Annotated in this window: 25 protein-coding genes, 1 tRNA gene and 2 pseudogenes; 9 read left to right on the forward strand and 19 right to left on the reverse strand. The window is 66.2% G+C overall.

The window, feature by feature from the left end; translation table 11 throughout:
• Positions 1-5: 5 nt before the first annotated feature.
• Together CXR29_RS10365 and CXR29_RS10370 are read left to right on the forward strand one after the other, a co-directional pair.
• Positions 6-551 carry a hypothetical protein gene (locus CXR29_RS10365; protein WP_127364474.1) on the forward strand — a complete coding sequence of 182 codons (546 nt, stop codon included), beginning with the start codon at positions 6-8 and terminating at the stop codon, positions 549-551.
• Complete coding sequence (locus CXR29_RS10370; protein WP_101593310.1) at positions 551-1,834, forward strand: polyprenyl synthetase family protein; 1,284 nt, start codon at positions 551-553, stop codon at positions 1,832-1,834. The genes CXR29_RS10365 and CXR29_RS10370 overlap by 1 nt, the downstream gene beginning before the upstream one ends.
• Positions 1,835-1,876: 42 nt before the next feature.
• Here CXR29_RS10370 and CXR29_RS10375 read toward each other — a convergent pair whose 3' ends face one another.
• The gene (locus tag CXR29_RS10375; protein ID WP_025780061.1) at positions 1,877-2,227 is read right to left on the reverse strand and encodes an Rv2175c family DNA-binding protein; all 351 of its coding nucleotides are present in this window, start codon (positions 2,225-2,227) and stop codon (positions 1,877-1,879) included.
• Between the two features lie 130 nt (positions 2,228-2,357).
• Here CXR29_RS10375 and CXR29_RS10380 point away from each other — a divergent pair, with 130 nt between their 5' ends.
• Both CXR29_RS10380 and CXR29_RS10385 read left to right on the forward strand, forming a co-directional pair.
• Complete coding sequence (locus CXR29_RS10380; protein ID WP_101553345.1) at positions 2,358-3,458, forward strand: lytic transglycosylase; 1,101 nt, start codon at positions 2,358-2,360, stop codon at positions 3,456-3,458.
• Complete coding sequence (locus tag CXR29_RS10385) at positions 3,455-5,557, forward strand: protein kinase domain-containing protein (protein WP_127364475.1); 2,103 nt, start codon at positions 3,455-3,457, stop codon at positions 5,555-5,557. The genes CXR29_RS10380 and CXR29_RS10385 overlap by 4 nt, the downstream gene beginning before the upstream one ends.
• 135 nt (positions 5,558-5,692) lie before the next feature.
• Here CXR29_RS10385 and CXR29_RS10390 read toward each other — a convergent pair whose 3' ends face one another.
• From CXR29_RS10390 to gcvH, 4 genes are read right to left on the reverse strand one after another with little or no spacing between them, the layout of a single operon-like run.
• Complete coding sequence (locus CXR29_RS10390; protein WP_025780067.1) at positions 5,693-7,087, reverse strand: class II 3-deoxy-7-phosphoheptulonate synthase; 1,395 nt, start codon at positions 7,085-7,087, stop codon at positions 5,693-5,695.
• A gap of 10 nt (positions 7,088-7,097) precedes the next feature.
• Positions 7,098-7,586 (reverse strand): bifunctional nuclease family protein, encoded by a 489-nt coding sequence (locus CXR29_RS10395; protein WP_241241406.1) that lies wholly within the window; start codon positions 7,584-7,586, stop codon positions 7,098-7,100.
• A 7-nt stretch (positions 7,587-7,593) separates the two neighbouring features.
• Positions 7,594-8,577, reverse strand: a complete 984-nt coding sequence (locus CXR29_RS17935; RefSeq protein WP_127364476.1) for an FHA domain-containing protein — start codon at positions 8,575-8,577, stop codon at positions 7,594-7,596.
• On the reverse strand, positions 8,577-8,981 hold the full coding sequence (gene gcvH, locus CXR29_RS10405; protein WP_092012993.1) for a glycine cleavage system protein GcvH: 405 nt from the start codon (positions 8,979-8,981) through the stop codon (positions 8,577-8,579). Before gcvH ends, CXR29_RS17935 begins: the two co-directional genes overlap by 1 nt.
• A 230-nt stretch (positions 8,982-9,211) precedes the next feature.
• Here gcvH and CXR29_RS10410 point away from each other — a divergent pair.
• Positions 9,212-9,285: transfer RNA gene (locus CXR29_RS10410), tRNA-Pro, on the forward strand.
• A gap of 175 nt (positions 9,286-9,460) precedes the next feature.
• Here CXR29_RS10410 and CXR29_RS10415 read toward each other — a convergent pair.
• The 14 genes and pseudogenes from CXR29_RS10415 to gad all read right to left on the reverse strand — a co-directional run bounded on the left by CXR29_RS10415 (position 9,461) and on the right by gad (position 23,589).
• The gene (locus tag CXR29_RS10415) at positions 9,461-10,699 is read right to left on the reverse strand and encodes a site-specific integrase (protein WP_127364477.1); all 1,239 of its coding nucleotides are present in this window, start codon (positions 10,697-10,699) and stop codon (positions 9,461-9,463) included.
• Positions 10,686-10,898 (reverse strand): helix-turn-helix transcriptional regulator, encoded by a 213-nt coding sequence (locus CXR29_RS10420; protein WP_241241407.1) that lies wholly within the window; start codon positions 10,896-10,898, stop codon positions 10,686-10,688. The genes CXR29_RS10415 and CXR29_RS10420 overlap by 14 nt, the downstream gene beginning before the upstream one ends.
• Positions 10,895-11,521, reverse strand: coding sequence for a hypothetical protein (locus CXR29_RS10425; protein WP_127364478.1), 627 nt, complete (start codon positions 11,519-11,521; stop codon positions 10,895-10,897). The genes CXR29_RS10420 and CXR29_RS10425 overlap by 4 nt, the downstream gene beginning before the upstream one ends.
• Positions 11,522-11,622: 101 nt before the next feature.
• Positions 11,623-12,420: a single-stranded DNA-binding protein gene (locus CXR29_RS17485; protein WP_180959300.1), complete on the reverse strand. Its 798-nt coding sequence runs from the start codon at positions 12,418-12,420 to the stop codon at positions 11,623-11,625.
• Between the two features lie 104 nt (positions 12,421-12,524).
• On the reverse strand, positions 12,525-14,306 hold the full coding sequence (locus CXR29_RS10435) for a type IV secretory system conjugative DNA transfer family protein (protein ID WP_127364479.1): 1,782 nt from the start codon (positions 14,304-14,306) through the stop codon (positions 12,525-12,527).
• A gap of 50 nt (positions 14,307-14,356) precedes the next feature.
• The gene (locus CXR29_RS10440; RefSeq protein WP_127364480.1) at positions 14,357-14,917 is read right to left on the reverse strand and encodes a hypothetical protein; all 561 of its coding nucleotides are present in this window, start codon (positions 14,915-14,917) and stop codon (positions 14,357-14,359) included.
• 492 nt (positions 14,918-15,409) lie between these two features.
• Positions 15,410-16,834 carry a type IV secretion system protein gene (locus CXR29_RS17300; RefSeq protein WP_164742805.1) on the reverse strand — a complete coding sequence of 475 codons (1,425 nt, stop codon included), beginning with the start codon at positions 16,832-16,834 and terminating at the stop codon, positions 15,410-15,412.
• A 36-nt stretch (positions 16,835-16,870) separates the two neighbouring features.
• Positions 16,871-17,194: a DUF6112 family protein gene (locus CXR29_RS10455; RefSeq protein ID WP_127364483.1), complete on the reverse strand. Its 324-nt coding sequence runs from the start codon at positions 17,192-17,194 to the stop codon at positions 16,871-16,873.
• 86 nt (positions 17,195-17,280) lie between these two features.
• Positions 17,281-17,580 carry a DUF6112 family protein gene (locus CXR29_RS10460; RefSeq protein WP_219618100.1) on the reverse strand — a complete coding sequence of 100 codons (300 nt, stop codon included), beginning with the start codon at positions 17,578-17,580 and terminating at the stop codon, positions 17,281-17,283.
• Between the two features lie 81 nt (positions 17,581-17,661).
• Positions 17,662-18,003, reverse strand: a pseudogene (locus CXR29_RS10465) (M23 family metallopeptidase); the annotation flags it as partial.
• Positions 18,004-18,046: 43 nt separating this feature from the next.
• Positions 18,047-19,333, reverse strand: coding sequence for an ISL3 family transposase (locus tag CXR29_RS10470; RefSeq protein WP_101593290.1), 1,287 nt, complete (start codon positions 19,331-19,333; stop codon positions 18,047-18,049).
• Positions 19,334-20,503: 1,170 nt separating this feature from the next.
• Positions 20,504-21,607 (reverse strand): APC family permease, encoded by a 1,104-nt coding sequence (locus CXR29_RS10475; protein ID WP_241241673.1) that lies wholly within the window; start codon positions 21,605-21,607, stop codon positions 20,504-20,506.
• Positions 21,523-21,993, reverse strand: a complete 471-nt coding sequence (locus tag CXR29_RS17675) for an amino acid permease (RefSeq protein WP_241241409.1) — start codon at positions 21,991-21,993, stop codon at positions 21,523-21,525. The genes CXR29_RS10475 and CXR29_RS17675 overlap by 85 nt, the downstream gene beginning before the upstream one ends.
• Positions 21,994-22,185: 192 nt before the next feature.
• Entirely contained in the window at positions 22,186-23,589 is a 1,404-nt protein-coding gene (gene gad, locus CXR29_RS10480) for a glutamate decarboxylase (protein ID WP_127364484.1), read from the reverse strand.
• A 178-nt stretch (positions 23,590-23,767) separates the two neighbouring features.
• Between gad and CXR29_RS10485 the strand changes: the two genes are divergently transcribed.
• The 4 genes and pseudogenes from CXR29_RS10485 to CXR29_RS17855 all read left to right on the forward strand — a co-directional run bounded on the left by CXR29_RS10485 (position 23,768) and on the right by CXR29_RS17855 (position 26,830).
• Positions 23,768-24,019, forward strand: a complete 252-nt coding sequence (locus tag CXR29_RS10485; protein ID WP_101593281.1) for a type 2 periplasmic-binding domain-containing protein — start codon at positions 23,768-23,770, stop codon at positions 24,017-24,019.
• A complete protein-coding gene (locus CXR29_RS10490; protein ID WP_127364486.1) occupies positions 24,019-24,969 on the forward strand; it encodes a carbohydrate ABC transporter permease in 951 nt (316 codons plus the stop codon). The genes CXR29_RS10485 and CXR29_RS10490 overlap by 1 nt, the downstream gene beginning before the upstream one ends.
• On the forward strand, positions 24,966-25,805 hold the full coding sequence (locus CXR29_RS10495; RefSeq protein WP_101621227.1) for a carbohydrate ABC transporter permease: 840 nt from the start codon (positions 24,966-24,968) through the stop codon (positions 25,803-25,805). Before CXR29_RS10490 ends, CXR29_RS10495 begins: the two co-directional genes overlap by 4 nt.
• Before the next feature lie 2 nt (positions 25,806-25,807).
• Positions 25,808-26,830, forward strand: a pseudogene (locus CXR29_RS17855) (glycoside hydrolase family 66 protein).
• Positions 26,831-26,834 lie beyond the last annotated feature (4 nt).

Raw genomic sequence — 26,834 nt, forward strand, 5'->3', positions numbered from 1 at the left:
CTGTCATGACACTGCCCATCGTCGCCGCTCTCGCTCTTGCGGGCTGTTCGGGAACCGATGGAGACACGGCCGAATCAACCGCTTCGGCCTCCCCGGAGACCTCGACCTCCGCAGCCTCGGCCGAGACCACAGCCTCGGCAAAGTCCGAGTCCGAGACCGCTTCGGCCGAAGCGTCGACCGAGGCCACGGGTTCGGATCCTGATACATCGAACGATGTCAAGGATCTGCCCGAGTACATCAAGCCGTACCCGGATTCCGAGGTGCTCTCCGCGTCGATCGTCAAGGCCCACAACGACAAGGACAAGAAGCTGCCCGAACAGGTCAGCCTCACCCTCCGCGCCGAGGCCGATGCCAAGGACGTCTTCGCGTTCTACGAGAAGGAGCTCGGCAAGGCCGACTTCGAACGCCTCGGGGATGAGGTGAAGACGAAGAGCGCCCGTGTGGTCAACTTCAAACACAAGGACAATGACAGCGTCCTCGTCGTCACGGTCGCCGAGGATTCCGAGGACAAGGCGAATTCGATCGTCACCGTCGGCGGAAACATCGGTTGATGACCTCACATCGTTCTGTGACGCCCGGAGACTCCCCCGAGTCCGCTCCGTCCGCTGCGCCCTCGTCGACGGCCGCGCCCTCGTCGTCCGCGGCGACGGGTGCCCCTCCCGCCCTCGTCGAGTCTCTCGACTCTCCGGAATCCATCGCCGCCGAGGTGTCCGCCCAGCTCGAGGCCTTCCTCGCTGAGAAGGCCGCAGAGTTCGAGGCGATCTCACCCGATGCGGCTGCGATCGGCGACGCTCTCATCGAGTTCACCCGCGGCGGCAAGAGGATCCGTCCCGTCCTGCTGTGGTGGGGCTTCCAGCTCGCCGGCGGAGACGTCCGCGCCGGCGCGGACACCGGCCCCTCCGCCGACGTCATCGCGGGCCTGGCCCAGGCGGCAGGGTCGCTCGAGCTGCTCCATGCCGCCGCGCTCATCCATGATGACGTCATCGACAATTCGGATACCCGGCGCGGCCGGCCCGCCCTGCACCGTCAGTTCGAAGCCCGCCATCAGCGCTCCGGCTTCCACGGCGACGGCGCCTCCTTCGGGGTCTCCGCCTCCATCGTCATCGGCGATATCTGCCTGGCCCTGAGCGAGGAGCTCTTCGAACGCTCGCAGGAGTGCCTGGGCGACAGCGCCTCGGCACGCGAACTGCGCGGAATCGTGCGCCGCGACGTCATGGTCGGCCAGTACCTCGATGTGCTCGCCGAGGTCATCCCCCTCGGCGACGCCCGGATCGCCGATCGCGCGTGGGAGGTGCTCAGCTTCAAGTCCGCGAAGTATTCGGTCGAGCAGCCGCTCCTGCTCGGCGCGGCCCTGGCGGGAGCGGACGATCGGCAGCTGGCGGAGATCTCCGCTTTCGGTCTTCCCCTCGGTCAGGCGTTCCAGCTGCGCGACGATGTCCTCGGCATCGCCGGTGACCCCGAGGCCACGGGCAAACCCGCCGGCGACGACATCCGCGAGGGCAAGCGGACCGTGCTCATCGCCGAGACGGCCTCTCGGATCCCAGCGGACCGGCTCGAGGTCCTCGCCGCACGGTTGGGCGATCCGGATCTCACCGACGCCGAGGTGGCCGAATGCGTCGGCATGATCACGGACTCGGGCGGTCTCGCCGCCGTCGAATCCTTCATCGCGGACAAACATGCCCACGCGGCGACGATCGTCGATACGTGGGCAGGAGACGGCGCGGCGACCGATTCAGCGACCGGGGCGGCCGCCTCGGCGCCAGTGCGCATCGGTCCGGCCGCACAGGAGCGGCTCAAGGCATTCGCGAGGGCGCTGAGCTACCGCTCCAGCTGAACCCGACGAACGGGCCTGCTCACCTCGAGCGGGCGGCGCAGATCAGAACGCCAGCGCCTGAGCGCGGCGGCGGACTTCCTTCTTGTTGCCGGCGCGAAGCAGGTCGATGGGCCGGCCCGGCAGGGAATCGTCGTGGGTGAAGAGCCACACGATGGCTTCCTCGTAGTCGAATCCGGCGTCGTAGAGGGTATGCAGAGTGCCCTTGAGCGGTTTGACGACCTCACCGTCGACGAAGAAGGCCAACGGGACCCGCAGAACCTTCGGATCGCCGATCTTGATTCCGCAGATGGCGCCGTCTTCGAGCAGCCTCCGTACCTGGGAGATGCCGAGCCCGGTGAGTTCTGCGATGTCGGGCAGCGGGGCCCAGTCCTGAACGAGTTCTTCGGTATTCACGCCCCCAAGCGTAGCAATATTCGGCAGAAACACCCCGCCATGCGGTGCCGAATGCTCGGGTCGAGCCCGCCCACTCGTTAGGCTGGGAATCGCAGCTTCCCCCATTCGACATGAAGTCAACAGGTGACAGATGACACGACCGCGACGGCACAGGCCCGTCACCGCCGCTCCTGACATCCGCGCCGCATCGAAGGTGAATTCGACCGGTCCGATCCCAGGAGCCGAACGGGTCGACCCCGAAAACGAATCCCCCACCGAGGTGGCCCCCACCACCGAATCCGACCACGACTCCGCTGACGAGGACGCAGCCGCTGCGAGCACCGGCCCACAGTGGATCTCGGGGACCGCGAGTGCGACCGTGCCCGTCACCCACGGCGGCCGCACCTACAAGGTCAAGCAGGGCGACACCCTCTACGCGGTGGCCAGCAAACACGGCGTCTCCGTACCCGCACTGGCCGAACTCAACCGCATCTCGCCGCGTCAGAACCTTCACCAAGGGCAGGTTCTGTCTCTGCCGGAGAAGAACGATCTGCCCGATGATGATCCCTCGCACATCGTCGCCCCCGGTGAGACCCTGCAGGGAATCGCCGCGCGCCACGGAATCTCTCCGGCGACCCTGCGGCGGGCAAACGCCATGGGCGATGACTCGCTCATCACGGTCGGTGAACTCCTCCTGCTGCGCCCGTCGACGGCCCGCCCGCGTCGCACCGCGCCCGAAGCCCCGCGTGACATCCCACGCGTCGCCGCCGGCGCGCAGGTCGAGGGCATCCGCCCCGCGGTGCTCCACGCGGCACGGCTGAACAAATACACCCTGCTGCACCGTCGCCATCCGGCACCGGCGCAGGCGAAGCTGCTCGTCGCCTCCCTGGCCGCCGAGCTCGGTGCCGATCCTGCCCTCATGCAGGCCGTCGCCGCTGCCGAATCCGGGTTCCAGCACACGACCGTCTCGGCCGGCAATGCGATCGGCATCATGCAGATCACTCCCCGTTCCGGTCGCTGGGCATCCGATATCGTCGGCCGCGGACTCGATCTGCTCGACATCGAAGACAATATCGTCGCCGGCACCGTCATCCTCGGCTGGCTGATGGAAACCGCCGAGTCGGAGAACGAAGCCATCGCCGGCTACTACCAGGACCTGCGCTCGGTTCGCGCCGACGGACTGCTGCCGGAGACGAAGGCCTTCGTCCGCGGTGTCCAGCTGCAGCGTGCACGTCTGCAGGAGGCCCTGTGACAGCCCGCCGAGATCCCCTCATCGGCACGGTGCTCAACGACCGATACCGCATCGATGCCAAGATCGCCCGCGGCGGCATGGCCATGGTCTACCGCGGCACCGACCTGCGTCTCGACCGTGAGATCGCGATCAAGGTCATGCACGAACACCTCATCTCCGATGAGACCTTCGTCGAACGCTTCCGCCGGGAGGCCATCAACGCCGGTCGTCTCACCCACCCGAACCTCGTGGCCATCCATGATCAGGCCCGTGACGGCGATATCGTCTACCTCGTCATGGAGTACCTGCCGTCGGTGACGCTGCGCCGTGAGCTCAAGCACCGCGGCAGCTTCACCCCCAGACAGGCGATCGTCGTTCTCGACGCGATCCTCGCCGCACTCGAGGCTGTGCACTCGACGGGCATCATCCACCGTGACCTCAAACCCGACAATGTGCTGCTGGGCACCGATGGACAGGTCAAGCTCGCCGACTTCGGTCTGGCGCGCGCCGTGACCACGGCGACGACGACGAAGACCCTCATCGGCACCGTCGGCTATGTTGCACCTGAGCTCGTCACCCGGGCCGGAGCCGATGCCCGCACCGACCTGTACACGGTCGGCATCATGTTCTACGAGATGCTCACCGGCGCTCAGCCCTACACCGACGATGTGCCGATCCAGGTCGCCTACCGGCACGTCCACGACACGGTTCCGCCGCCGTCGGAGGTCGTTGCCCGCCTGAGCCCGCGCCTGGACGCGCTCGTGCTGTGGGCGACGTCGAAAGATCCCGAGGACCGCCCTGCCGATGCCGCCGAGTTCCGACTGGCGTTGGCCGAAGCACGTGCGGAGATGACCGAGGCCGAACTCGACCTCGGAGATCCGCAGGTCTCGGCCGGTGAGCATTCTCCCATGCTCACCGCGAGCATCGATCTCGGCGAGGAAGTGCCGAAGGAGAGGCGCTCCCGCACCGACGAGATCCCGTATCTCGAAGGCGAAGAAGAGGACGACGCCGAGGCGGACACCGGTGACACCGATCCCGACGAAGGAGACGACGACCCGGACGATGCCGCCGCAGCGCCTGCCACGACTGCGGCCGGAGCCGTCGGTGGCGGTGCCGCAGCGGCAGCAGCCGGAGTCGGCGCCACCGCCGACTCCCCCGACTCCGATGCTGCGGACTCCGCCGTTGCCGACGAGCCTGCCGACTCGGACGATTCCGGTGATCGAGACGACTCCGAGGCCGAGCAGGAATCGGAGGATTCGGAATCCGATCGGCGTGGCCCGGCTGCGGTCGTCGCCGGCTCCGCGGCCGCCTCGGCGAGTCAGTCCCCTGTCCGACGTCGCCGACGTCGCGTGCTCACGGGACTCGTCGCCGTCGTCGCGGTTCTCGCTCTGGTCGCCTGGTTCGTCATCGCGAACCTGCCGGCACCGACCTCCATCGTCCCCGGCGAACTCGCCGGCAAACCCGTGGACGAGGTCACCTCGCGGTTGGAGGACAACGACCTCAGGGCCGAGCCCAAGGAGGTCTTCGACGACAAGGTGCCCGCCGGTACGGTCATCGGCACCGAACCCGTCAGCGGTGCAGAGCTCGCCCCCGACTCATCCGTCACGGTCGTCGTGTCCAAAGGTGAGGAGAAGTTCGCTGTGCCGAAGCTCCCAGGCATGAGCCGCGACGAAGCGGAGGACGCGCTGCAGAAGGTCAACCTCGCCGTCGGCAAGGTCGAGGAGGAGTACAGCGACACGGTCGCCGAGGACACCGTCATCTCGGCGTCGCAGAAAGCCGGGACGAAGCTGTCGAAGGGCGAGAAGATCGACCTGGTCGTGTCCAAGGGCGTCGCTCCGATCCCGGTTCCCAACGTCGAGGGGCTGACCTTCGACGCCGCCTATGCGACCTTGGCCAAGCGCGGATTCCGCGTCGGCAAGGACGAGGTGTTCTCCGACGACGTGCCCAAGGGCAAGGTCGTCTCTCAGTACCCGAAGAGCACCGAGGCGAAGCCGGCGAATTCGCTCATCATCGTCCGCGTTTCCAAGGGCAAGGAGAAGACGGACGACTCCGATTCGAAGGATGACAAGAAGGACGATTCGGCGGACACGAAGTCCGAGGACGAGAAGAAGGACGACTGAGCCACATCGGACTCGTCGGTCAGGCACGACGATCAGTCGGACGACGATTCCCGTCGGCCGAACGCGTGGCCACAGAGATGCCGGGGGCTGCGCAGAATCTCTGCGCAGCCCCCGGCATTGTGTCAGCTGTGGCCGTTACTTCCGGCGAGTCAGGTATTCGGCGACCTGGAAGGCCATCTCCAGCGACTGATCGTGGTTGAGACGCGGGTCGACGAGGGTCTCATAGCGGCGACGCAGACCTTCGTCGTCGATCTCCGTGGCTCCGCCCATGATCTCGGTGACGTCATCACCGGTGAGTTCGATGTGCAGACCACCGGGGATCGTGCCCGCATCGGCATGGGCGGTGAAGAATCCCTCGACCTCGGCCATGACGTCTTCGAAGCGACGGGTCTTGTACCCGGTGTTCGAAGTGATCGTATTGCCGTGCATCGGGTCGCAGACCCAGGTCACGTGCGGCAGGCGGTCGCCGATTCCCGACAGCAGAGCCGGAAGCGACTCACCGATCTGGCCGGCACCCATGCGGGTGACGAAGGTCAGGCGACCCGGCTCGGCGTCCGGATCGAGCTTCTCCGCCAGCGCCAGAGCGTCGTCTGCCGTGGCCGTCGGCCCGAGCTTGACGCCGATGGGGTTGCGCACCTTCGACAGGAAGTCGACGTGGGCACCGTCGATCTCGCGGGTGCGCTCACCGATCCACAGGAAGTGGCCGGAGACGTCGTAGGCTTCACCGGTGCGCGAGTCGATGCGGGTCAGTGCCCGTTCGTATTCGAGCAGCAGCGCCTCGTGGGCGGCGTAGAACTCGGTGGTCTTGAGCGCGTCGAAGTCGGCTCCGCAGGCATCCATGAAGCGGATGGCACGATCGATCTCGGCAGCGGTCTGCTCGTAGCGCTGGTAGCCGGGATTCGAGGCGAGGAAACCGCGGTTCCAATCGTGGACGAACCGCAGATCGGCGAAGCCGCCCTGGGTGAACGCACGGATGAGATTCAGCGTGGAGGCGGAGATGTGGTACGCCTTGAGCAGACGCTCCGGATCGTGACGGCGGGATTCCTCGGTGAACTCGTAGCCGTTGACGATATCGCCGCGGAACGACGGCAGGGTGACCCCCTCGCGGGTCTCCGTATCGGCCGAACGCGGCTTCGCGAACTGACCGGCCATCCGGCCGATCTTCACCACGGGCATCGAACCGCCGTAGGTGAGCACGGCCGCCATCTGCAGAACCGTCTGGACTCGGGCCCGGATCTTGTCCGCCTGGGCGCCGTCGAAGGATTCGGCGCAGTCTCCTCCGGCCAGCACGAAGGCCTCACCGCGTGAGGCGGCGGCGATACGCTGCTTGAGCACATCGGCCTCACCGGCGAAGACCAGCGGAGGAGAGCTGCGCAGGTCGGTGAGCACCTCGTCGAGTGCGGCACTGTCGAGATACGTCGGCTGCTGCTTCGGATCCATCTCTCGCCAGTCGTCGAGACCGCGGAGATTGTCGTGGCCGGCAGCGGCGATTTCTCTGTTGGACAGGACCGGATCGGTGTGGAGACTCACTGTTTCACTTTCATGGGTTTTCGGTACCGGTCTCGAAATCCTCGGCCGAGACGTTGTCGAGGAAGTCTCTGAACTGTGCGACTTCCTCTTCATCGGCCTCGGGGGCTTCGATTCCGGACTCTTCAAGCAGTTGTGTTTCGACGAAGACGGGGCAGTGCGCTGTCAGCGCCAGAGTCACCGCGTCCGAGGGGCGCGCGGAGATCGACTTCCCGTCGTTCGTGTGCAGCTCGGCCAGGAAGATCTGACCGTCCTTGCCGGTGATCTTCACATCCTGCAGCTCGGCGTCGTACTTCTCGAGGACGTCGAGCAGCAGAGCATGCGACATGGGGCGCGGCGGGGTCAGCCCCCGCTGCGCGATCGACAGCGCATTGGCCTCGATCGCACCGACCCAGATCGGCAGGTAGTAGGCAGGTTCGCTGGCCTTGAGCAGCAGAATCGGTTGGTTGGCTGGCATTTCGATGCGGACGCCGACAACCTCGGCTTCGACTTTTGACATCATCCCCCGGTCAGGAGCGCGGACGCTGCTGGAAGATCATTCGGAACTTGCCGATCTGCACATCGGCTCCGTTCTGCAGGTCGATGGAGTCGATGAGCTGACGCCCCACATAGGTGCCGTTGAGCGAGCCCGTGTCGCGCAGCGTGAAACCGCTGGGCGTACGGATGAACTCGGCATGCTTGCGCGAGACGGTGACGTCATCGAGGAAGATGTCGGCGTTCGGGCTGCGGCCCACCGTGACCACGTCGGTGTCGAGCAGGATCTGCGAACCGGAGTCCGGCCCGGAGACGACGACGAGCAGAGCATCGGCGTCCTGCAGACCTTCGAGGTCGGGCACCGGGTGGATCTCACCGGTGTGCGGGTCCAGGATTCCCTGGAACTGCTGGCTGCCCGAATCATTCATCGGATCCTGACCGCCGCTCGCCGGCGCACCCTGTGGCTGACCGGACTGGGGCTGACCGTACTGGCCGGGGCCGGGCTGGCTGCCCTGCTGCTGGTTGGGATCGAACTGATCGTCCTGGCCGGCGCCGTTCGACCCGTACTGCGGCTGGCCACCCTGCTGCGGCTGGTTTCCGTACTGCTGCTGACCTTGGTTGCCCTGGGGCTGGCCGGATTGCGGCTGGCCGAAGTTCTGCGGTGGATACTGACTCTGCTGAGGCTGATACTGCTGCTGGCTCTGGCCGCCCTGACCGTTTCCGGCGTAGGGCTGGTCGGCCGGCTGCGACGCACCATAGTTCTGCACGGCCTGCGGGGTGCCCCCGTAGTGCTGTCCGTTGCCGTACTGCGGCGCCTGCGGGGCTCCGTCAGCCAGCTGCTGCGTGACGGGCGGGGTGTTCCCCTGGCCGTTCTGGTCGACCTGAGGGTTCATCCGAGTCGCCGACTCGTCACCGCCGTTGCCGGCTCCGAAGGGGAACTTCTTCGACTGCGGGGCCTGCCCGTTGTCATACCAGGGCTGCGAGGGGGTCGGACGATTCTGATCGTGATTCTGCGACATTACGCCTCCTCGCTCTGAATGAGCTCTTTGTACGCCTCGCTGTCCATCAGCGATTCGAGCTGTGCGGGGTCACTGAGTTCGACGAGATACATCCACCCGTCTTCGAAAGGCGACGAGTTCACGGTCTCTGGTGAGTCGTCGAGTGAGTCGTTGACCTCGGTGACGGTCCCCGACACAGGTGCGATCAGGTCAGAGACGCTCTTCGTGCTCTCGACTTCGCCACAGGACTCCCCTGCGGTGACCGAATCCCCGGCTTCAGGCAGGTCGACATAGACGACGTCACCCAGCTGTTCCTGGGCGAAATCAGTGATACCCACACGGACTACTGCATTGTCATCCGTGGTCGCGACCCACTCATGGTCGCGCGAGTACCGCAAAGATACTGGATAATCCAGATCTGCCATGTCGACTCCTCTAGTTTGTCGGTGTACCAAGCATAGCCGCCTGAGCCACGTTCATAACAATCACGAAACGGAAATGTTACCGAGTCACCCTGACAGGCCACTGCATGTCCCGCTTCTTCGGTATCCACCTGGGATGATACCTGTTTTTCGAAGGTCACGGAACGCGGTTTTGGCAGTTGACCCCCGATCGGTATAAGCTAGTTCTCGTTGCCCATGAGGGAGTACGGTAACGGGCTATGGCGCAGCTTGGTAGCGCGCCTGACTGGGGGTCAGGAGGTCGTGGGTTCGAATCCCGCTAGCCCGACGTAATAGCCCAGGTCAGAACACGTTTCTGGCCTGGGCTTCGTCGTGTCCGGGGTTGGTTGAGACCGCCGCTGGAGCCTCCCGCTCCTCCCGCGGGCGTTGCCTCCGGTCGAGGCCCGGATGAGCCTGAGTTGATCACCCGGGACCAAACCGGGACCAGAAGCCCATTTTCGGCCTCAGAGGCCACGCTCGTCGGGACCAGGCTTCGGCTTCCCGCGCCTCTTGCCCGAGGGCCGCTCGGGCGCCTCTGCCTGGGCGTCGAGGAACCGGTTGGCCAGCTCCCCCGCCTTCGCGATATGCCCCAGATCAGGGTGCAGGTAGCCCTTGGTCGTGTCGATCGATTTGTGGCCGAGGATCTTCTGGAGCACGTGAAGCGGGATGCCGGCATCGGCCATCCAGGTCGCTCCTGTATGCCGCAGACCATGCCGGGACAGCTGCGGCAGCCCCATCTCGTTGACGAGCTCGTCCCACTTCGTAGCGCGGCTGACGTTTTCGGTCGTGATCACTCCGCCGCGCACGCCGATGAGCACCCGGTCGGTCGGTTCCTTCCCGGCCGTCAATCGTTCGAGGACGGGCACGAGCGGTCGCAGGATTGGCACGGGCCGCTCCTCCCTGCCCTTGGTCTGCTTTGTCACGAGTCCGCTCGAGGAGGGGAATGTCTGTTTGCGGATGGTGACGATGTTCGCGTCCCAGTTGACATCCTCGACCCAGAGACCCGCGACCTCGGAACTGCGCGCCGAAAGGAGCGCACACAGCATGACGTAGTCGGAGTAGGGCTGGCCGGCCCCACCGCAGGCCTCGGCGAGTTTGGTCAGCGTCTCGAGGTCCTTGATGGCGTGCGCGCGCGGGGAGGTATCGGCGGGGCTGCTGAAGTCGAAGACCGAGCTCTTCCCATAAGAGCGACGGGAACGGTTGCGTGCTGGGTTCTTCTCGATTAGCTCATCCCTCACCGCCTCGTCGAGGACGCGCACGAGTGCGGCGACCGAGGACTTGATCAGCGAGGGCGAGAGCTTCAGCTCCCAATCATCGATGGTCCGGTCGATCATGCCGGTACTGATCCCTGCCACCGGCACATGCCCCATCGCCGGAATCACTCGCAGCCGGAGTCCTGCCCAGTAGCCGGTGGCAGTCGAGGTCGGGTCGAGGCCGCGCTTCCAGCTGTCGCCGATCTGCTCGATGTAATCGCTCAACGTGATCGTCAGCTCCACCCCGACCTTCGCCGAGCGTTGCAGCTGGTCGAAGAAGGCATCGGCCGCTTCCTCGTCGGGAACGACCAAGGCCCGGGTGATGCGCTTCTTCGTCGCCGGGTCGGTCCACCTGGCCCTGGCACGGACCCCGGAGGCACGTTGTTCGACGTCAGTGGAGACCTTCACCCCGATCGGCGGGAACGTCGGCAGACTCTCAGGTGCGCTCATGCGTCTGTTCCAGGGAAGCCAGCCATGCCTCGACGGCCTCGTACCGGTAGCGGGCGATCCCGCCCATCTGCATGAACGGTGGCCCCTTCTCATCCACGCGCCAGCGCGACAGCGTCGACTCGGAGACTTTCAGGTAGGCGGCGACCTCCCGGCTGTCCATCAACGGGGAGACGAGGATCTGCCCGCTCGGCTCGGTCACGGCCGCTCGCTCCACTCGGAGTTCAGGATCTCCTGGACCTCGGCGTCCTGGGCACGCTGGCGTTCCAGGACCTGTTCTTCGACGAAGGAGACGAAGTCCTCGTTCCGGTTCTCTACCGGGTACTCGGTGCTGTCGGTCGGGGTGAACCCCTCGGCCTCTCCGCCGGGCCAGGGAGTGATGCGGGTGGCCCGATCACGGTCGAGCCGGCTGCCGGGGATGGTGACCCAGTCGCGGAGGCGTTCGCGGGCGGCGGCGAACTCGGCGTGGAAGACGACACCCATGTTTCCCTTGGCCTGCTGGTCGTAGCAGGTCAGCCACTGCTGCCTGAGCGCGGAGAGTTCCCAGATCATCTCCCAGTGTCGATGCCACATCGGCGGAATGATCTGCGGCGGCAGCCCATACGTGTGGCGCAACCAGTCTACGAACTGGTTGAGCTCGAGGAGCTCGTGCTCGAGGTCCTCGGGACTCAGGCGGGTCCAGTCGATGGTCCGCGGGACGCTGCCGAGCTGCGCGCGGAGGTCTTTGGCGTACTCGCGCGAGACCATCTGCTTGACCTGCTTGAGCACTTCCGGGGGCAGATCGGAGATGTCAGCGGTTTCGTCGGGGTTCGTCGGTGTCGGCATGATGCCTCCCGGGTTGCAGGGTCACGAAGAAGAAAGGGGTGCGCGGCGGTCAGCGGTGAGGGCGGCGTGGGGTGCTGACCGGCGCGCGGTCTGAGGGGGTCTTACCGAGACATCGCCTCGTGCCCAGGCGGCTCCGTCCTGGCCGGGGCGGGCTCAGCGGCGACCTCGGTCTGTCGCTGCGCGAGCACCTCGGCGACCGGATCGCCCGCCGGGGCCTGCCCCGCCTGGGGCTGCTGCCCGTCCGGCGGGCCCGCATTCGGTGTCGGGGGCGCCGCCTGCTGCTGCACGGGAGCGGCCTGTGGCGGTGCAGCGGGCGGCTGCGCGGCGACCGGTTGCTGGGGTGCCGCCTGTTGCGGTGCTGCCTGCTGCTGTGCGGGCTGCTGGGGAGCCTGCTGCGCGGGCTGGGCAGGCGCCGTCTGGGTCGGCTGCTGCTGCGCCGGTGCCTGCTGGCCAACGGGCTGCTGCTGGGCTTTCTCGCGGGCGACTGCGTCCTGCCGGGCGGCCTCGCGCTGCATCCCGTCGCGCTCGGCCGGGTACCGCTCGGGGCCGCGGTGGACGGTGTAGGTTGTGACGTTGTTGTCGTGGCCGATGTGCGAGGCGAGGAAATACTCCTCCGTGACCTGCTGCCCATCTCGGGTGGAGGTGTATTCCTTGTTGGCGCCGAAGGCGACGATGTCATCCCCTCTGCGGAACTTCTCGTGCGCCCGCTGCGCGGAGGCACCGAACATGACCATCCGGGTCTCGAGTGGCTCGAGTTCCTGCAGGACCCCGTTCTCATCGACCTGGGTCTGCGGGATCCCGACCCACGCGGAGAACCTCGCATCGTTGTTGACGGTCATCGACAGCTGCGGCCGGGACTTGATGAACCCCGAGATGCCGGGGCCGGTGGGAACGGGCATGATGCTTCCTCTCGCTTCGAACCCCAGCGGTCTCACCGGGGCTGTCCACCAGGTATGGGCCTCTCCCGGCACACCGCGACGGCGACCATCAGGTCACAGGGCAGTCATGCAGCCGAGGGCTTCTCGGTGCCCGGCTGGGTGCCCGCGCGCAACAGCTCCTCGATCCGGGCGCGATCGGTGCGCAGCTGGGCTGCGTCACCACGGGTGGGCCAAGCGCGCAGTTTCGTGATGATCGGCCGGGCGGTGCGCAGCATGACCACCCCGGTTCCAAACGGCATCGTCCGTAGCGTGTCCGGGGGCAGGATCGGTACCCGTCGGATGGAGCGCTGGTTCGAATGCGACCCGTAGGCATCGGTGCTCACCGAGTCGGTGGTCTCGTCTCGTTCTCCGACGAGGGTGGAGACGTCTTGGAGGTCCTTGGAGTTGCTCGCCCCGCCGAGGAGGATCTTCACGATCGAGGCATCCCAGAGCGCGTTCGCATTGTTCTCGCCCCACTTCTCCCGCGCCTGCGCCAGAGACTGCAGCACCGGCAAACACGTGATCCCGGTACCCCCGCCTTCGGCCATGAGCACCGGCAGCGCCGGAAGCGGCGCCAAGTTCCCAATCTCGTCCAATGCCAACAGCAGGGCCGGGTCCATCCGGGCCCCGGCGGAGCGGGCCGCGAGCTTACGGGCGGTCTCGACGAGGTCTTCGATAAACGCGGCCACGAGGGCTGCGGCCGCACCCGATCCGCTGCCAGTAGCCAGCAGATACAGGGTTCCGTTGGCGGTGAGGAACTCCTCCGGGTCGAACTCTTCGTCAGGTCCCGGTGACACGGCATCGAGCACGCGCGGATCGGCCAAGGCGGCGAAGGCCAGGGACACGCCTTGCCAGATCGAGTCCCTCGTGCGGGGGTCGGCCTGGACCATCGCATCGAGGGAATCGGCCCACCCATCGGCAGCATCCGGATGGGTCGAGAGGATACGGACAGCGTCGGCAGCAGTGGTGGGGTTGAACGCCCACTGGTAGACGGTGCGTGCGCCTTGCCCGTCGAGGGCTGCGGCATGGAGCATGGCCTGGATCGCTGCGGTGGTCTTGCCCTCCCAGAAGCCCCCATCGGAGACGCCGCCGAAGTTCGCTGCCGTCGCCAGGCCCTTGGCCCGGATCATCGCCGTCAGCGGGTCTGCGCAGCCGCGGACCGGGCTCCACCGCATTCCCGCCGGCAGGCCGGGAGCCAGCTGCTGCGGGTCGAAGATCGCCACCGGCCCCTTACGCTCCCGTGCTTTCATCGTCACGGTCAGGTTGTCCGGCCGGGTCGAGGTCGTGACCACCGGGCCGGCGGCATCGAGGATCATGTTGATCACGATGTTCAGTCCCTTCCCGCTGCGCGGCGGGCCGAGCAGCAGCATGGAGTCCTCGATCGTGGCCCACACCTGCCCGCCGCGCGTCGTGCCCAGCAGATATCCGACGTCGCTGGGATCGACCCGCCCCGTCAACGACGGACGCAGCGTCGATGCCTTCTGGATGAGGGCTCTCCGGGAGGCCACGCGCGCGACTTCCTCTGCCGTCGCCGTCCCGTCCAGGCGATGGATCTGATTGCTCTGCCTCGACCGGCGCACGATCCGCCAGACCAGCCCGGCCAGCAGCGCGAGACCGGCGAGGGTGAGGAGCACGAGCGCCCAGAACACGAACGGGTTCAGACCTGTTGCGCCCATCGCCGCCCCGGGGTCTAACGGGGAGGCGAAGACGCCGATGCCGGTCGCGGGCCCGCCGGTCGGTTGCGGCCGGCCGGTGACGAACGCGGTCGCGGAGCCGATACCGCGTAGGAGGAGGGCGAGAGTGGCGAATCCGGCCAGAGCGCCGAGGGCGAGGCTAACGAGTTGGTCATTGGGTGGGCGGTTGTTCACGAGCGGGTCTCCTTCGTGCCAGCCGGCCAGAAGAAGAGGCCGGGCAGCACTCAGGTGAGTGGCCGGATCGTCACGGTGCGCGAGAGGCGCCCGGCCAGTACCACCTCGACAGGCTCGGGCAGCTCGTCGATGTCGAGCTCGCCTCGGTCGATGAGGACGCGGGTCCGGCCACCGGCATCGGCGGAGGCGTGCCGGATGACGAGGGCGACGAGGATCTCCTCCCCGGGGGTGAAGTCCTCACCGGTGAGCTCGACCAGCCCCGACTCCTCCGCACCGTCATCGGTGCCGTCGGTGTCGTCATCGCCTGGGGTGTCTGGCTCGGGTGGTGGCGGGTCGAGAATGTCGGCCAGGACGCGACCGCCGGGTTCGTGCATTTCGACGCGCGTGGCGACCCCGAGAGCGCTGACCTGCTCGGCGATATGCGTCCAGAAATCAGCGCGGGCGATCGTGGTCGCGGTGGCCTTATCGCCGTTGGTAGTCACCACGAGGGTGTCCTCGTGGGCCTCGGCGACGATCAGCGGCAGTACCGGAGGGATCGCCTCTGCCCGGGCCGCGGTGTGCCTGCCGGTAGACGTGCTGGAAGGGCGGGAGCGTTTCTGACGTGATCTCACATCCGGCAGGTATGTCGCCTGTCCGGCCAGTCCGCTTCTACGGTGCGTTCACAGCACTTAGCAGGCGAGCAAGCGCGAGACCCAATAGGAGGACGCCCATGATCGCGCAGATGCCGCCACCGATGCGCAGGAGCCGCACGCCGCCACTCTCTGGGTCCGCATCGGTGGCGGCGAACACCGGAGGCCCGCTGACACTAGAACTTCCCTGCTGTGCTTGGGGCGCGGTCAGACGGCGTTCGACTCTGCCGTCGAGGTGGTGGATCTCGACGTGCGTGCGCCCGCCCAGCTGGCCTGCGAGCTCGTCGATCGCCGCGTCGAGCTCGCTGGTGTGTATCGGGGCGCAAGGCATGCGGGTGCCGTTGATCGTCGCGATCAGCCACGCCTCATCGTGGGCATCGAAACGAAGACGTTGCTGACCACCAGGGTGTGCTGTTCACGGGCCACCGCCCGGATGACGGAACGTAGCCTCCTTACGGTGGTGGATCTCTCCGGTCAGGTCTTTGGTGTGGGCTTCGGCGGCGGCGGAGCCTGCCCACCACCGCTGTTGTTCGCGGGCGGGGTCTGCGGCTTCGATGCAGGCGCGCTCGGCGCCGGCGTGGTGGGGTGCGCGGGCGGCACTGACCGGTCAGGTGGTGGCGTGGCCTGCCCCTCGCTGGCGGCTCCGGCGTGGCTGTCGGCGGTGCGGCCGATCGCGTCGCCGAGCTTCGGGCCGGCCTCCGCTGCGCCCTTGGCGATCTTCGCCCCGGCGACTGCGGCGATCCCGACCGGACCTGCCGCTGCAGCACCCGCCCCGGCTCCCGCTCCTGCACCGCCTCCGGCAGCGCCACCACCTGCGCTGCTCCCCGCCGCTCCGGCACCACCTCCGCCGCCCGGCGAGGGTTTGGGCCCACCCCCTGGCGGGGGCGGCGGATTCCCTCCACCACCATCGTTCTTGCTGTCTCCCCCGCCGTCGAGGATCTTCTGTGGCCCGCCACCGTCGGGCTTGCCGGGGAGGGGCATGGGCCGGTTCATGGCCTGCTTCGACTCTTGCTCCGCACTCATGACGTGGTACATGTCGAAGCCGACGAAGGAGATGAACTTGTAGACCATGTAGGGCGCGAACGCGGCGATGAACATCAGCACAATCCCCGCGATCGGATCCGCAATCGAACTGAGGTCCATATCGATCGGCGCGTTGACCTGATTGATCGCCACCAGGAACACCACGACGATCACGAGTTTGGAGAAGATCAGCGCAAGCACAAACGACGCCCACTTCCCGAACCACCCCTTCGTCGCATCCCACGACGCTCCCGATAGCGCGATCGGTGCCATCACGACGGCGACCAGGATCAGCGCCTTCCGGATCAGGAGGCTGAACCAGACGATTGCTGCCGCGCAGATCGCGAGGAAGCTGAGGAAGATGGTGATGATCGCGCCGGCTCCGGGTGCGGTGAGGTTGATCGCGGTGAGACCTGCGACGAGGACCCCGATCTTCCCGCCCATCTCCTCCAACGTCGTCCCGGTCGCCTGGATGATCCCGATCGAGAGTTGGTCGACGATCTCGAGCAGTGTCGCGGTCAATGTGATGACCAGGAACGACCCGAGCACCGACTTCGCTAATCCGAGGGCGGCGCGGGAGAGGGCGGTGGGGTCGCGTCTGATGAGGCCGGTGATGAGTTGCAGGCAGAAGAAGATCAGCATGACGAAGATCGCAATCCCGAAGATCACGTTGTACACGCCGATGTAGCCGGCCCCGGTGATGTCGACCAGGGTGGTGGAGTCGAACAGTGCCCAGACGCCTTGGAAGATCCAGGACGCGGCCGCTCCGATCGCTTGGGCGAGCCAGTCGAATGGTGCAGCGACGAGGGTGGCTGCGCCTTCACCGACGGCGTCGCAGACGTTGCTGATGATGGGGACGTCACAGATACCAGCCACAACACCCCTCCCTTCTACGGGTCGAGATGGTGGTGGTTAGGAGACGGCCTGGCCGACGTTCCAGAAGAAGTTGATCAGCGTCACCGATGCGCCGGTGATGATCGCGGCCCCGCAGGAGATCAGCACCCCGACCTTCCCCCGTGACGCCAGATGTGGGTTAGAGGAGTTGGAGCCGAATCCCCATATGACGGCGGAGATGATGAGGGCGAGGACGGACAGGATCAGCCCGATCGTCATCACCGCGCCCACGACCGTGCGCAGAGCGGCGATGCCGGGCAGCCCGGAGTCGTTCGGGGTGATGTCCACATTCGCGGGCAACACCGCGGCGAGAGTGGTGAGAGTGTCGAGAACGGCAAGCATGGATGGGCTCCTTCACAAGCGATCGCCCCGTACTTGGTCGTGCGGGGTCACTGGGACAGGTGCGATGCCGGAACGTGCGACCAGGCTCAGAGGGTGTCTCCGAGGTTCAGGAGGAAGTTCATCCATGCCACTCCGGCACCTGCGAGGGCGGCGGCTCCGAGGGCGACGAACACGCCGACTTTCCCTTTCGCGGCGGTCTGCGGGTTCCCGGCGGAGGAGGACACTGCCCACACGATCCCGGAGACGACGAGCATGAGCACCGAGACGATCAACACGATCGTGAGCAGCGCGCTGACGATCTCGATGAGGGTGGAGCGGCCTCTGACACTGGAGAGATCGGGGTAGACGTTCTCAGCTTGTAGCAGGGCCAAGGTGATGGCAGGCATACGGTTCTCCTCACGACAACGGGGGTGGGTGGGCACCGGTCAGGTGCGCCACCCACCCCGCCAGGCCTCCCTCAGCTCGGGTCAGGTGGTGCAGCCTGGCCCTCCACCGACCGGGGCGTCGATGCCCTCGACACCGCGTTCTGCGAGCCACGGGTCTGCGTCGACGGCGGGGGCGTTCGCGCCGTCGGGGTGGACTTGGAAGTGCAGGTGCGAGCCGGTCGAGTGGCCGCTGCTGCCGACGTCGCCGATGTGTTGGCCGGCGGTGACCCTGTCGCCAGTGGTGACGTGGATGCCGTGTGCCCACATGTGGATGTACTTCGTCGCGACCTTTTCGCCGCCGATGGTGTGCTCGATAGTGATCTGCCCCGAATACCCATCGACCATCCCCGCATAGGTGACCAGGCCGTCGGCGAGGGCAAAGAGGCTCGTCGCGGTTCGTGGTGAATGACCCTGCTGTGGCGGGTGTTCACGCTACGGTTCTCGCGGCGCTGGTCAGCAGGATACGCATCCGGTAGTTCTCCGGGTTGCGGAATCCGCGGCCGGTGCGTTTGATGTTCTTGATGCCGGTGTTCGCGGCCTCGACCTTCGCGGTGGTCGCGCCGGTGACGATGAGGACCTCGATCGCGTCCCACCAGGTCACGACGGTGTCGTAGAGCTTCGTCGTCTCGGGCATGTTCGCGATCTGGGCGAAGTAGCCCATCCGCATTCGCTCCTGCCAGGCCTGAGCGAGGGTGTCGGTGGCCAGGAGGCGTCGGAGCTGCTCTTTGATGCCCCAGGCGGCGGAGAGCTCGTCGGTGGGGTCATCGGTGCGGAAGACTGTCTCCAGTCGCTCCCAGGCTCGCGGGGTGAGGGTGTCGCCGCCGCGCAGCAGTAGCATCCGGTACGCCCAGGCCGGATCGTCCTTGCGACCCCGACGACCACGATGGGTGCGGGCCAGGCGTTGACGGACGGTGGTGACCATGTCGTTTCCGAGCTTGACCAGGTGGAACTTGTCGACCGAGACCGCAGCCCGCGGCAGCCAGGTCCGTAGTGCCTTGCGGAACGCGGCCGAGGGGTCGATCGCGACGATCTCGATCCGCTCCCGCCACCGCTCAGAGCGTTGGCTGAGCCAGTCTCCGACGGCGGCGCTGTCGCGGCCGTCGACGATGCCGAGGACCTGCCCGGTGTCCAGGTCGACCAGCGTCGTCATCCACGGCTCGAACCGCCTCCAGGAGCCCTGATCGGTGCGGAACCAGCGCACCGACCGGTAGCGGTGCTCATCGATGCCCAGCCGCCTCACGCGCGTCGCCTCGACATCAGTCAGGACCACAGCAGCAGCTGCCAGGGCGGCCTGGACCAGCCACCACGAGACGCCATGGGCCGGGGCGACTTCCGAGGCTGCCCGGCCGGAGGTGATCACAGCGGAGACGACCTGGTCCCGTAGCCGGGTCGTCGAGCGGGCGTATCGAGGGATCTGCACGGTGGCCTCCCAGAACGTGCCCCTGTCACAGCCCGGCTCGAGGCAGAACCAGCGCCGCTTGGCCCACATCACGACCGTCGCGCCGGCGACGGGAACGTCCCGGACCCGTTGTGACCGGCGCGAGTGAACCTTCGTCGCGAGCACCCCGCAGACCGGACAGCCCGGCGTGACGGTCGAGGTGATCACCACCCGCCGGTCCCCGTCGGGCAGGTCGGTGGCGTCGATGACGCGGTAGTTGGGCAGGTTGAAGATCGTGCTCGCAGCATCGCGCTGCGAACCAGTATTCTCGTGCACAGGCTCGTGGTCCTCTGGGATGTGGATGTCTTGACAACACCCATCACAGCAGGGCCACGAGCCGTTCTACGTGAGCGACGCGACGCTCCCCATCACCACGAACCGGGAAGAGCCCGTTTGCCACAGCACCGTCGTACGGCAGGCGCATGATCCCCCGATGCGCCCATTGCGCCGCTGGCGGTTCTCGCCGTGCGCTCCGTACATGTGTCTTCTCCGTCGAATAAGTGAGAGAGCCTGAACTCTGCGCTGATGCTAGCACACGAGTATCGTCTATCTCCACTCAAGGTACGTAGGCTTCTCGGCTATCGGGCGGGTGTAGCCGGAGAACACTCGATCAGCGCTACGCGCTCTCTCGCCGAAGCCGTGGCTGGGACGGCTGTCGCATCGACAGCTTGCTTGACATCGTCGACGGCAAGTGGCCACTTAACTCTCTGCCAGGCACCCGCATAGTATGCGGATTGCGGGCCGCTTCGATGACCCCGGTTCGACCCGCGATGTCGGCTTGGCGCTCGCAGTCACCGTCATGGGGATGGTGCTGGCGGCCGTCGCGGTCGGTGTACTACTCGCTGACTTACATCGGGTTCTTCATCCCCGCCGTTCTTGCGCTGGTGGGTGCGTGGCTCTCGTGCACGGTCATGTTCGTCATCGGCGCGGTTCTTGCGCTCATCAGTTTCAGGATCGTCGCTCTGAGCTGGCGCAGGCATCTTCCGTAGCGCGTCGCCGGGCATTGCCGTCCGATGCGACTGGCAGCGCAGTCGCTCCGGAGGCAGCCGCCAGGCTCAGAAGATGCTTGCGATCCGGCGGGCCTGTCGCTGTCAAGGGACGCCGTGCAGTCGAATGCAGGGAGAGTGGCATGGTGACGTCTGCGCTCGGGGTGCATGTGGTCTCGCCTTCGCACGGTCGCGCGATGATCAGGTTCGCCGCGTATTGCGACAGGTTGATCAGTATGGCAGCCATGAGCGGTCCGATCGCGAGTGTCGTCGCGACATCGAAGATGCTGAGATCGCGCGCGTCGCCTTTCCTCAGGGAGTATGCGGATGGACATCGCCATGCGGCGTCCCGGGATACGGAGGACTCGCCCGAAGTTGTGGACTCTCTCGAGCCAGTCTCCCGCGACACCTAGTCCGTCGTCCGCAACGGGCTATGTCATTATGCGGCGCCTGGAGGCGCTCAGTCCTCGTGACGTTCCTGCGGCTTCCTACCAGTGGGCTCGCTACCGCTGTCGGGCGTGCCCGAGTCCGCCTCAGCACCCATTATCGGATTCACCAGAACGATGTCGGAGCTCGATTTCTCCGCCGTGCTCCGTCGGTCCCAGGTTGGGCGCCGCACGGCGTAAAAGACCAGCGGAGGGCCGCCCAGTAGCAGCACGACGACGGCGACGACCAGGGGGTAGGTGGCATCGGAGAGCCCAGAGAACCCGGTAGGGCGGATGAAGGCGAAAATGAAGGCTGCGGCGCAGGAGATGAAACCCAAGCCTGCCACCAGGGGCATCACAGGCGTCCGGTAGCTACGAACAACCCTTGGTTGCGTCCGGCGCAGCCGGATCGCGGCGGCGAACATCAGCATGTACATGATGAGGTAGAGCGCTGCTGCCATGTCCACCAGGGCGATGAATGCTGTGTTGCCATTGGGGACGAGGACGAAGAGCAGTGCGAGCAACGTCACGATCACTCCTTGCACCGCGAGGATGCCCACCTGCACCCCTGCCTTGTTCCGGCGCTGGAGCAACGGCGGAAGCAGTCCCGTCCGCGCGGCGGCGAGCAGGCCGCGTGAGGGCCCGGCAATCCACGTCACCACCGAGGCGAAAGCACCGAGTGCGACGAGCAGCGAGATCACCGGTGTGCCCCACGAGATGCCCCAGTGGTCGAAGAAGGTCTGGAAGGCCAGGAAGATGCCGTTGGTCACCCCGAGGTCGGTTTGCGGCACGGCCACGGCCATCGCGATTGTGGGGAGGATGAACACACCCAGGATGAGGATCGTGGCGACGGCTATCGATCGGGGAAAGCCGCGTCCCGGGTTCTTCAGATCGTTCGCGTGCACCGCATTGACTTCCATGCCTGCATAGGCGAGAACGTTCGAGACCACGAGGACGATCGCGGCGATCCCGGTCCAGGGCGGTATGACCGCTGAAGGCTGTAGTGAGGTCTCGGAATGTTCTCCCGTGCCCAGCCAGAGCGCTCCGAGCGCGATCAGGAGAACCGCGGGGAGGATCGTGCCGAAGATCCCGCTCCAGCTGCCGACTTTGGCGAAGAGGTTGCCGCCGGCGAGAGTGATGAGAGTCGATCCCCAGTAGAGGAGACGAGGATGACGATGGCGGTGTAGATCCCGCTCTGTACGAGATCGGGCTTTCCGACGACGAACGACAAGCTTGCCGCGATGAAGGCGATCTGCGCGGGATACCACACGACATTCTGAATCCACTGGAGCCAGATCGCGGCGAACCCTGCGCGTTCGCCGAAGGCCTCACGCACCCAGGTGAAGATGCCGCCTTTCCACCCCGTTGCCAGCTCCGCTGCCACGAGCGCGGTCGGCACGAGGAACAGAATCGCGGGGATGACGAAGAGCGTGATGGAGCCCAGGCCATAGGTGGCTATTGCGGGCAGGGATCGCAGCGACGCCACCACTACCACCGTGAGCATTGACAGCTGCATGACCGACATGTAGGCCGTCGCTCCTGCCGCGGGGGCACCAATCGCCGGCCCTGTGTGGTTTCTTGGGCGGCGGTTACCCGATCGGCCGTACGGATGAGGTTTGACGTGCTCCGCCGTAGGGGCCTGAGTGCCGTCCGCGCGCTCGTCCGGTCCTGCGGACTCGTGGTGAGACATCAGCTCGTTCCTTCCTTGTGCTCTGGGTCAGTGGTGGAATCCGGAGTGTTGGCCTTCTGCGGGCATCGGGCCTTCGAGGGCATCGAGGTAGGCGACTGCTTCCCGGAGGTCTGCGAGGAACGAGAAGGCGAGGTCGTGGCTGAACCCGTTGCGGACGACGATGCGCTGGACGGTGATGTCCACGAGGTCGGCCGGCATCGGGTACGCGGGCACGAGCCAACCCTTCATGCGGAGCCGTTCCGACAGGTGGTACAGATTCCAGTTCTGTGTGTAACCATCTCGTAGGCGCCACGCGAATACGGGGATCTCCGAGCCGTCGTTCCAGAGCTCGAAGGCCGGAATCTTCGCGATCTCGCTCGAGAGGTACAGCGCAACGTCTTGGGTCGACTGCTGCACGGCGTGGAAACCTGTGCGTCCCAGTCGCAAGAATAGGTAGTACTGCAGGAGGACCTGCGCGCCGGGGCGGGAGAAGTTCAGAGCGAATGTCGGCATGTTGCCGCCGAGATAGCTGACGCGGAAGATCAGGTCGTCGGGGAGCGCGGTGATGTCCCGCCAAACGACCCAACCGAGCCCCGGGTAGACGAGGCCGTACTTGTGTCCCGATGTATTGATCGAGGCGACGCGCTCGATGCGGAAGTCCCATTCCAGATCCGGCTGCAAGAAGGGAGCGATCATGGCACCAGACGCGCCGTCAACGTGGATGGGCACGTCGATTCCGGTGGCCTCCTGGATGCGATCGAGCGCCGCGGCGATGGCCGCGACGGGCTCGTACATCCCTGTGTAGGTGACGCCCAGGATCGCCACAACGCCGATAGTGTTCTCGTCGACATACTTCTCGAGGCCGTGACCGTCGAGAACCTTATGTTCCTCGGAGATGGGAACATACCTTGGTTCGACCTCGAAGTAGTTGCAGAATTTCTCCCAGCACACTTGCACCGCGCTGGAGAGCACGATGTTCGGCTTCTCGGTGGGTTCTCCAGCACTGCGGCGCGCATGCTGCCAGCGGCGCTTGAGGGCGAGGCCACCTAGCATGCATGCTTCGGACGAGCCGATCGTGGATGTCCCGATGCTATTGGCGGGGTCCGGAGCGTGCCAGAGATCGGCGAGCATACGCCAACACCGCGTCTCGATGGCTGCCGTCTGCGGATACTCGTCCTTGTCGATCATGTTCTTATCGGCGGCTTCGAGATAAAGCCGAGACGCGTGATCGTCCATCCAGGTGCCGACGAAAGTCGCGAGATTGAGTCGGGCATTCCCGTCGAGCATCATCTCGTCGCGGACGATCTGATAAGCGGTTTCCTGCAGCGATTCCTCCTCGGGGAAGAGAAACTTCGGCAGCATCGTAGCCTCTCCCGGCCTGGAGAAGATCGGGTTGAGCTCGACCCGGTCGAGTCCATCCTCGTGCCGCGTGATGCGTTGCGTGTTCGACATTATTTTCCTCCTTCACCGTGCAGCGCAGGCGGGGTTGCCAACACCCAATTCCAGTGTAGTTCACCGAGGGCGGGGTTGCCAACACCCAATTCCAGTGTAGTTCACCGAGGCGACGGAGCACGCGGACGCCGCCTTCAAGTTCGTCGAGTTCACGCAGTCCGAGGCCTACCAGCTGGGCATGGCGAAGGTCGGCCAGATGACGGTCAAGCCGGAGTTCGCCGACGCGCAGGCGAAGATCGACCCCTACTTCCAGACGTTCTCGGATCAGCTCGAGACCGCACGCGCCCGCCTCCCCATCCCGCAGGCCGGCGAAGTGGACGCCATCCTCAGCACCGAGCTCGTGCCCGCGTTCGAGGGGAAGGTCGGCGTCAAGGAGGCGCTGAGCTCCGCCGCGAAGCAGATCGATGCCCTCCTCGCCGAGAACAAGTGATGGCCCTTCTGCAGCATGAGCGCGGGGCAGCTCCGGCCGTCCCGCGCCCGCAGTCCCCTCCGCCGCGCCGCCGGCGCCGGGTCTCCCTCACCCCCTACCTCTTCTTGCTCCCCGGCGTGCTGCTGTTCGGGCTGTTCATCCTGTACCCGATCGCGCAGGCCGTGCAGATCAGCTTCTACGACTGGAACATCCTGCGCGGCGCCGCCAGCGAGTTCATCGGCCTCGACAACTACCTCCGCGCGATGCAGGACGACCGCTTCTGGCTGAGCCTCGGCAACAGCGGCATCTACATGCTTTTCACGGTGCCCCCGCAGATCGTGCTCGGCCTCGCCGTCGCGATGCTGCTGCGCTCGAAGGCACCGGCGCAGCCGCTCTTCCGCGTGCTGTACTACCTGCCCGTCGTAACCAGCTGGGTCGTCGTCTCGCTGCTGTTCAAATACCTGTTCGCCGACGAGGGACTCATCAACTTCACGCTCGGCGACCTCCTACACCTCACCGACGGGAGCACCTCCTGGCTCTCCGAGCGCTGGACCGCGATGATCGCGATCTGCGCCCTCGGCGTGTGGAAGGGCGTCGGCTGGTCGATGATGATCTTCCTCGCGGCCCTCCAGGGCGTGCCGAAGTCGCTCGAGGAGGCGGCGACGGTCGACGGAGCCGGGTGGTGGCAGCGCTTCCGCGTCGTCACGCTGCCGGCGATCTGGCCGGCCATGATCTTCGTCATCGTGATGCTCGTGATCGGCGGCTTCAACGTGTTCACCTCCGTGCTGCTCATGACCGGCGGCGGGCCAGGAGGGCAGTCCGAGGTGCTGCTGACCTACATGTACCGGCAGGCCTTCTCCGATCTCGATTTCAGCTACGGCTCGGCGCTCGCCGTCATCCTTACGATCATCGTCTTCTTCGCCTCGGCGATCCAGCTGCGGGTGTTCCGCGAGAAGGAGGAGAACCGATGACCCCCGTCGCATCCCGCCGGGCGCTCACCGCCCTGCGCGTCGTCGTGCTCATCGTCGGCGCGGTCGTCATGGTGACGCCGTTCGCCTACATGCTGTCGACGTCGTTCAAGCCGCAGGCGTACGTGCTGACGACGCCCCCGCAGTTCATCCCCGACCCGTTCACCTTCGACAACTACGTGCAGGCGTGGACCACGCAGGACTTCGCGCGCTACGCCCTGAACTCGTTCATCGTGGCGGTGATCTCCACCGCGCTCTCGGTGCTCATCAGCTCTATGATGGCCTACGCCTTCTCCCGGTTCGATTTCCCGGGCAGGGAGTGGATCTTCCGCATCCTGCTGATTGGTCTGATGGTTCCGGCGATGATGCTGATCATCCCGCAGTTCGTGCTGGCCAAGTACTTCGGGCTGCTCGACTCGCTCGCCGGGCTCGTCGTGTTCTACGTGGCCGGCTCCCTCGCGCTGAACACGTTCCTGCTGCGCGGCTTCTTCGCGGCCCTTCCGGGCGAGCTCGACCACGCCATGCAGATGGACGGCGCGAACGCGTGGACCCGCTACTGGCGCCTCGCGCTGCCGCTCGCGCGGCCGGCGCTCGCGACCGCGACGATCTTCACGTTCCTCGCCAGCTGGGACGAGTTCGCGTGGGCGCTCACCATCATCAACTCCCCGCAGAACCGCACCTTGCCGATCGCGATCCAGCTCTTCCAGGGGCAGAATGCGACGCAGTGGGGTCTGGTGTTCGCGGCCTCGATCATTGCGATCATCCCGGTGATCATCGTTTACCTCGTCTTCCAACGCCACTTCGTACAGGGCCTCACCTCGGGGGCCGTCAAAGGATGAAAATGCTCACTCTTCTCCCCACCCGCACAAGCTATCGGCCGGGCGAGCCCGTCGTGATCGAGCTCCGCGGCGACGTTCCAGCCGCGGGCGAGTTCGTCGTGCGCCGCCTCGGCGAGGTCGTGCACCGCAGGCCGCTGCATCCCGGAACGCTGCAGACGCCGCCTTCGCTGCTCCCCGGCGGCTACGGCATCGAGCTGGAGACGACCGCGGGGGTCGTGCGCACGGCGGTCGAGGTCACGGCCGATCCGCGATCGCGCCTCCGCTACGGCTTCGTCGCGAGCTACCGCCCTGGCAAGGACGTCCAGGCGGTCGCGGATCTCGCCCGTCCCCTGCACCTCAACGGCATCCAGTTCTACGACTGGGCCTATCGGCACGCCGACCTGCTCGGCGGTGGCGAGCAGTACGACGACGCGCTGGGTCAGCCCATCACTCTCGAGACCGTCCGCGCTCTCGTGGACGCCCTGCGCGATGCCGGCACTGCGTCATACGGCTATGCGGCGGTGTACGCGGTGGGACCGCAGGAATGGCCGCGCTGGCAGCAGCACGCGCTGCGGAAGCCGACGGGGGAGCCGTACGCGCTCGGCGACTTCCTGTTCATCCTCGACCCCGCCGCGCCGGAGTAGCTCGCGCACCTCGCCGAGGACCTGGCGGCGTCGACCGAGAGCGTCGGCTTCGACGGATTCCATCTCGACCAGTACGGCTACCCGAAGCACGCCGCCACGCCGGACGGCGCGCCGGTCGACGTCGCGGCATCCTTCGTCTCGCTGATCGAGGGGGTGCGGGAGCGTCTGCCCGAGAGCCGCCTCGTCTTCAACAACGTGAACGACTTCCCCACCTGGGGCACGGGCGCCTCGCCGCAGGACGCCGTCTACATCGAGCCGTGGAAGCCGGTGCTGACCCTCGGGGCGCTCGCCGACGTCGCCACGAGGGCCCGGAGCGTCGCGGGCGGCAAGCCGGTTGTCCTCGCCGCCTACCAGCACGTCTACGACGCGGCGCCCGGCAATGCATCCATAAACCCCACATAAACCC

The organism is Brevibacterium linens (assembly GCF_003999335.1).
Lineage (GTDB): Bacteria > Actinomycetota > Actinomycetes > Actinomycetales > Brevibacteriaceae > Brevibacterium > Brevibacterium linens.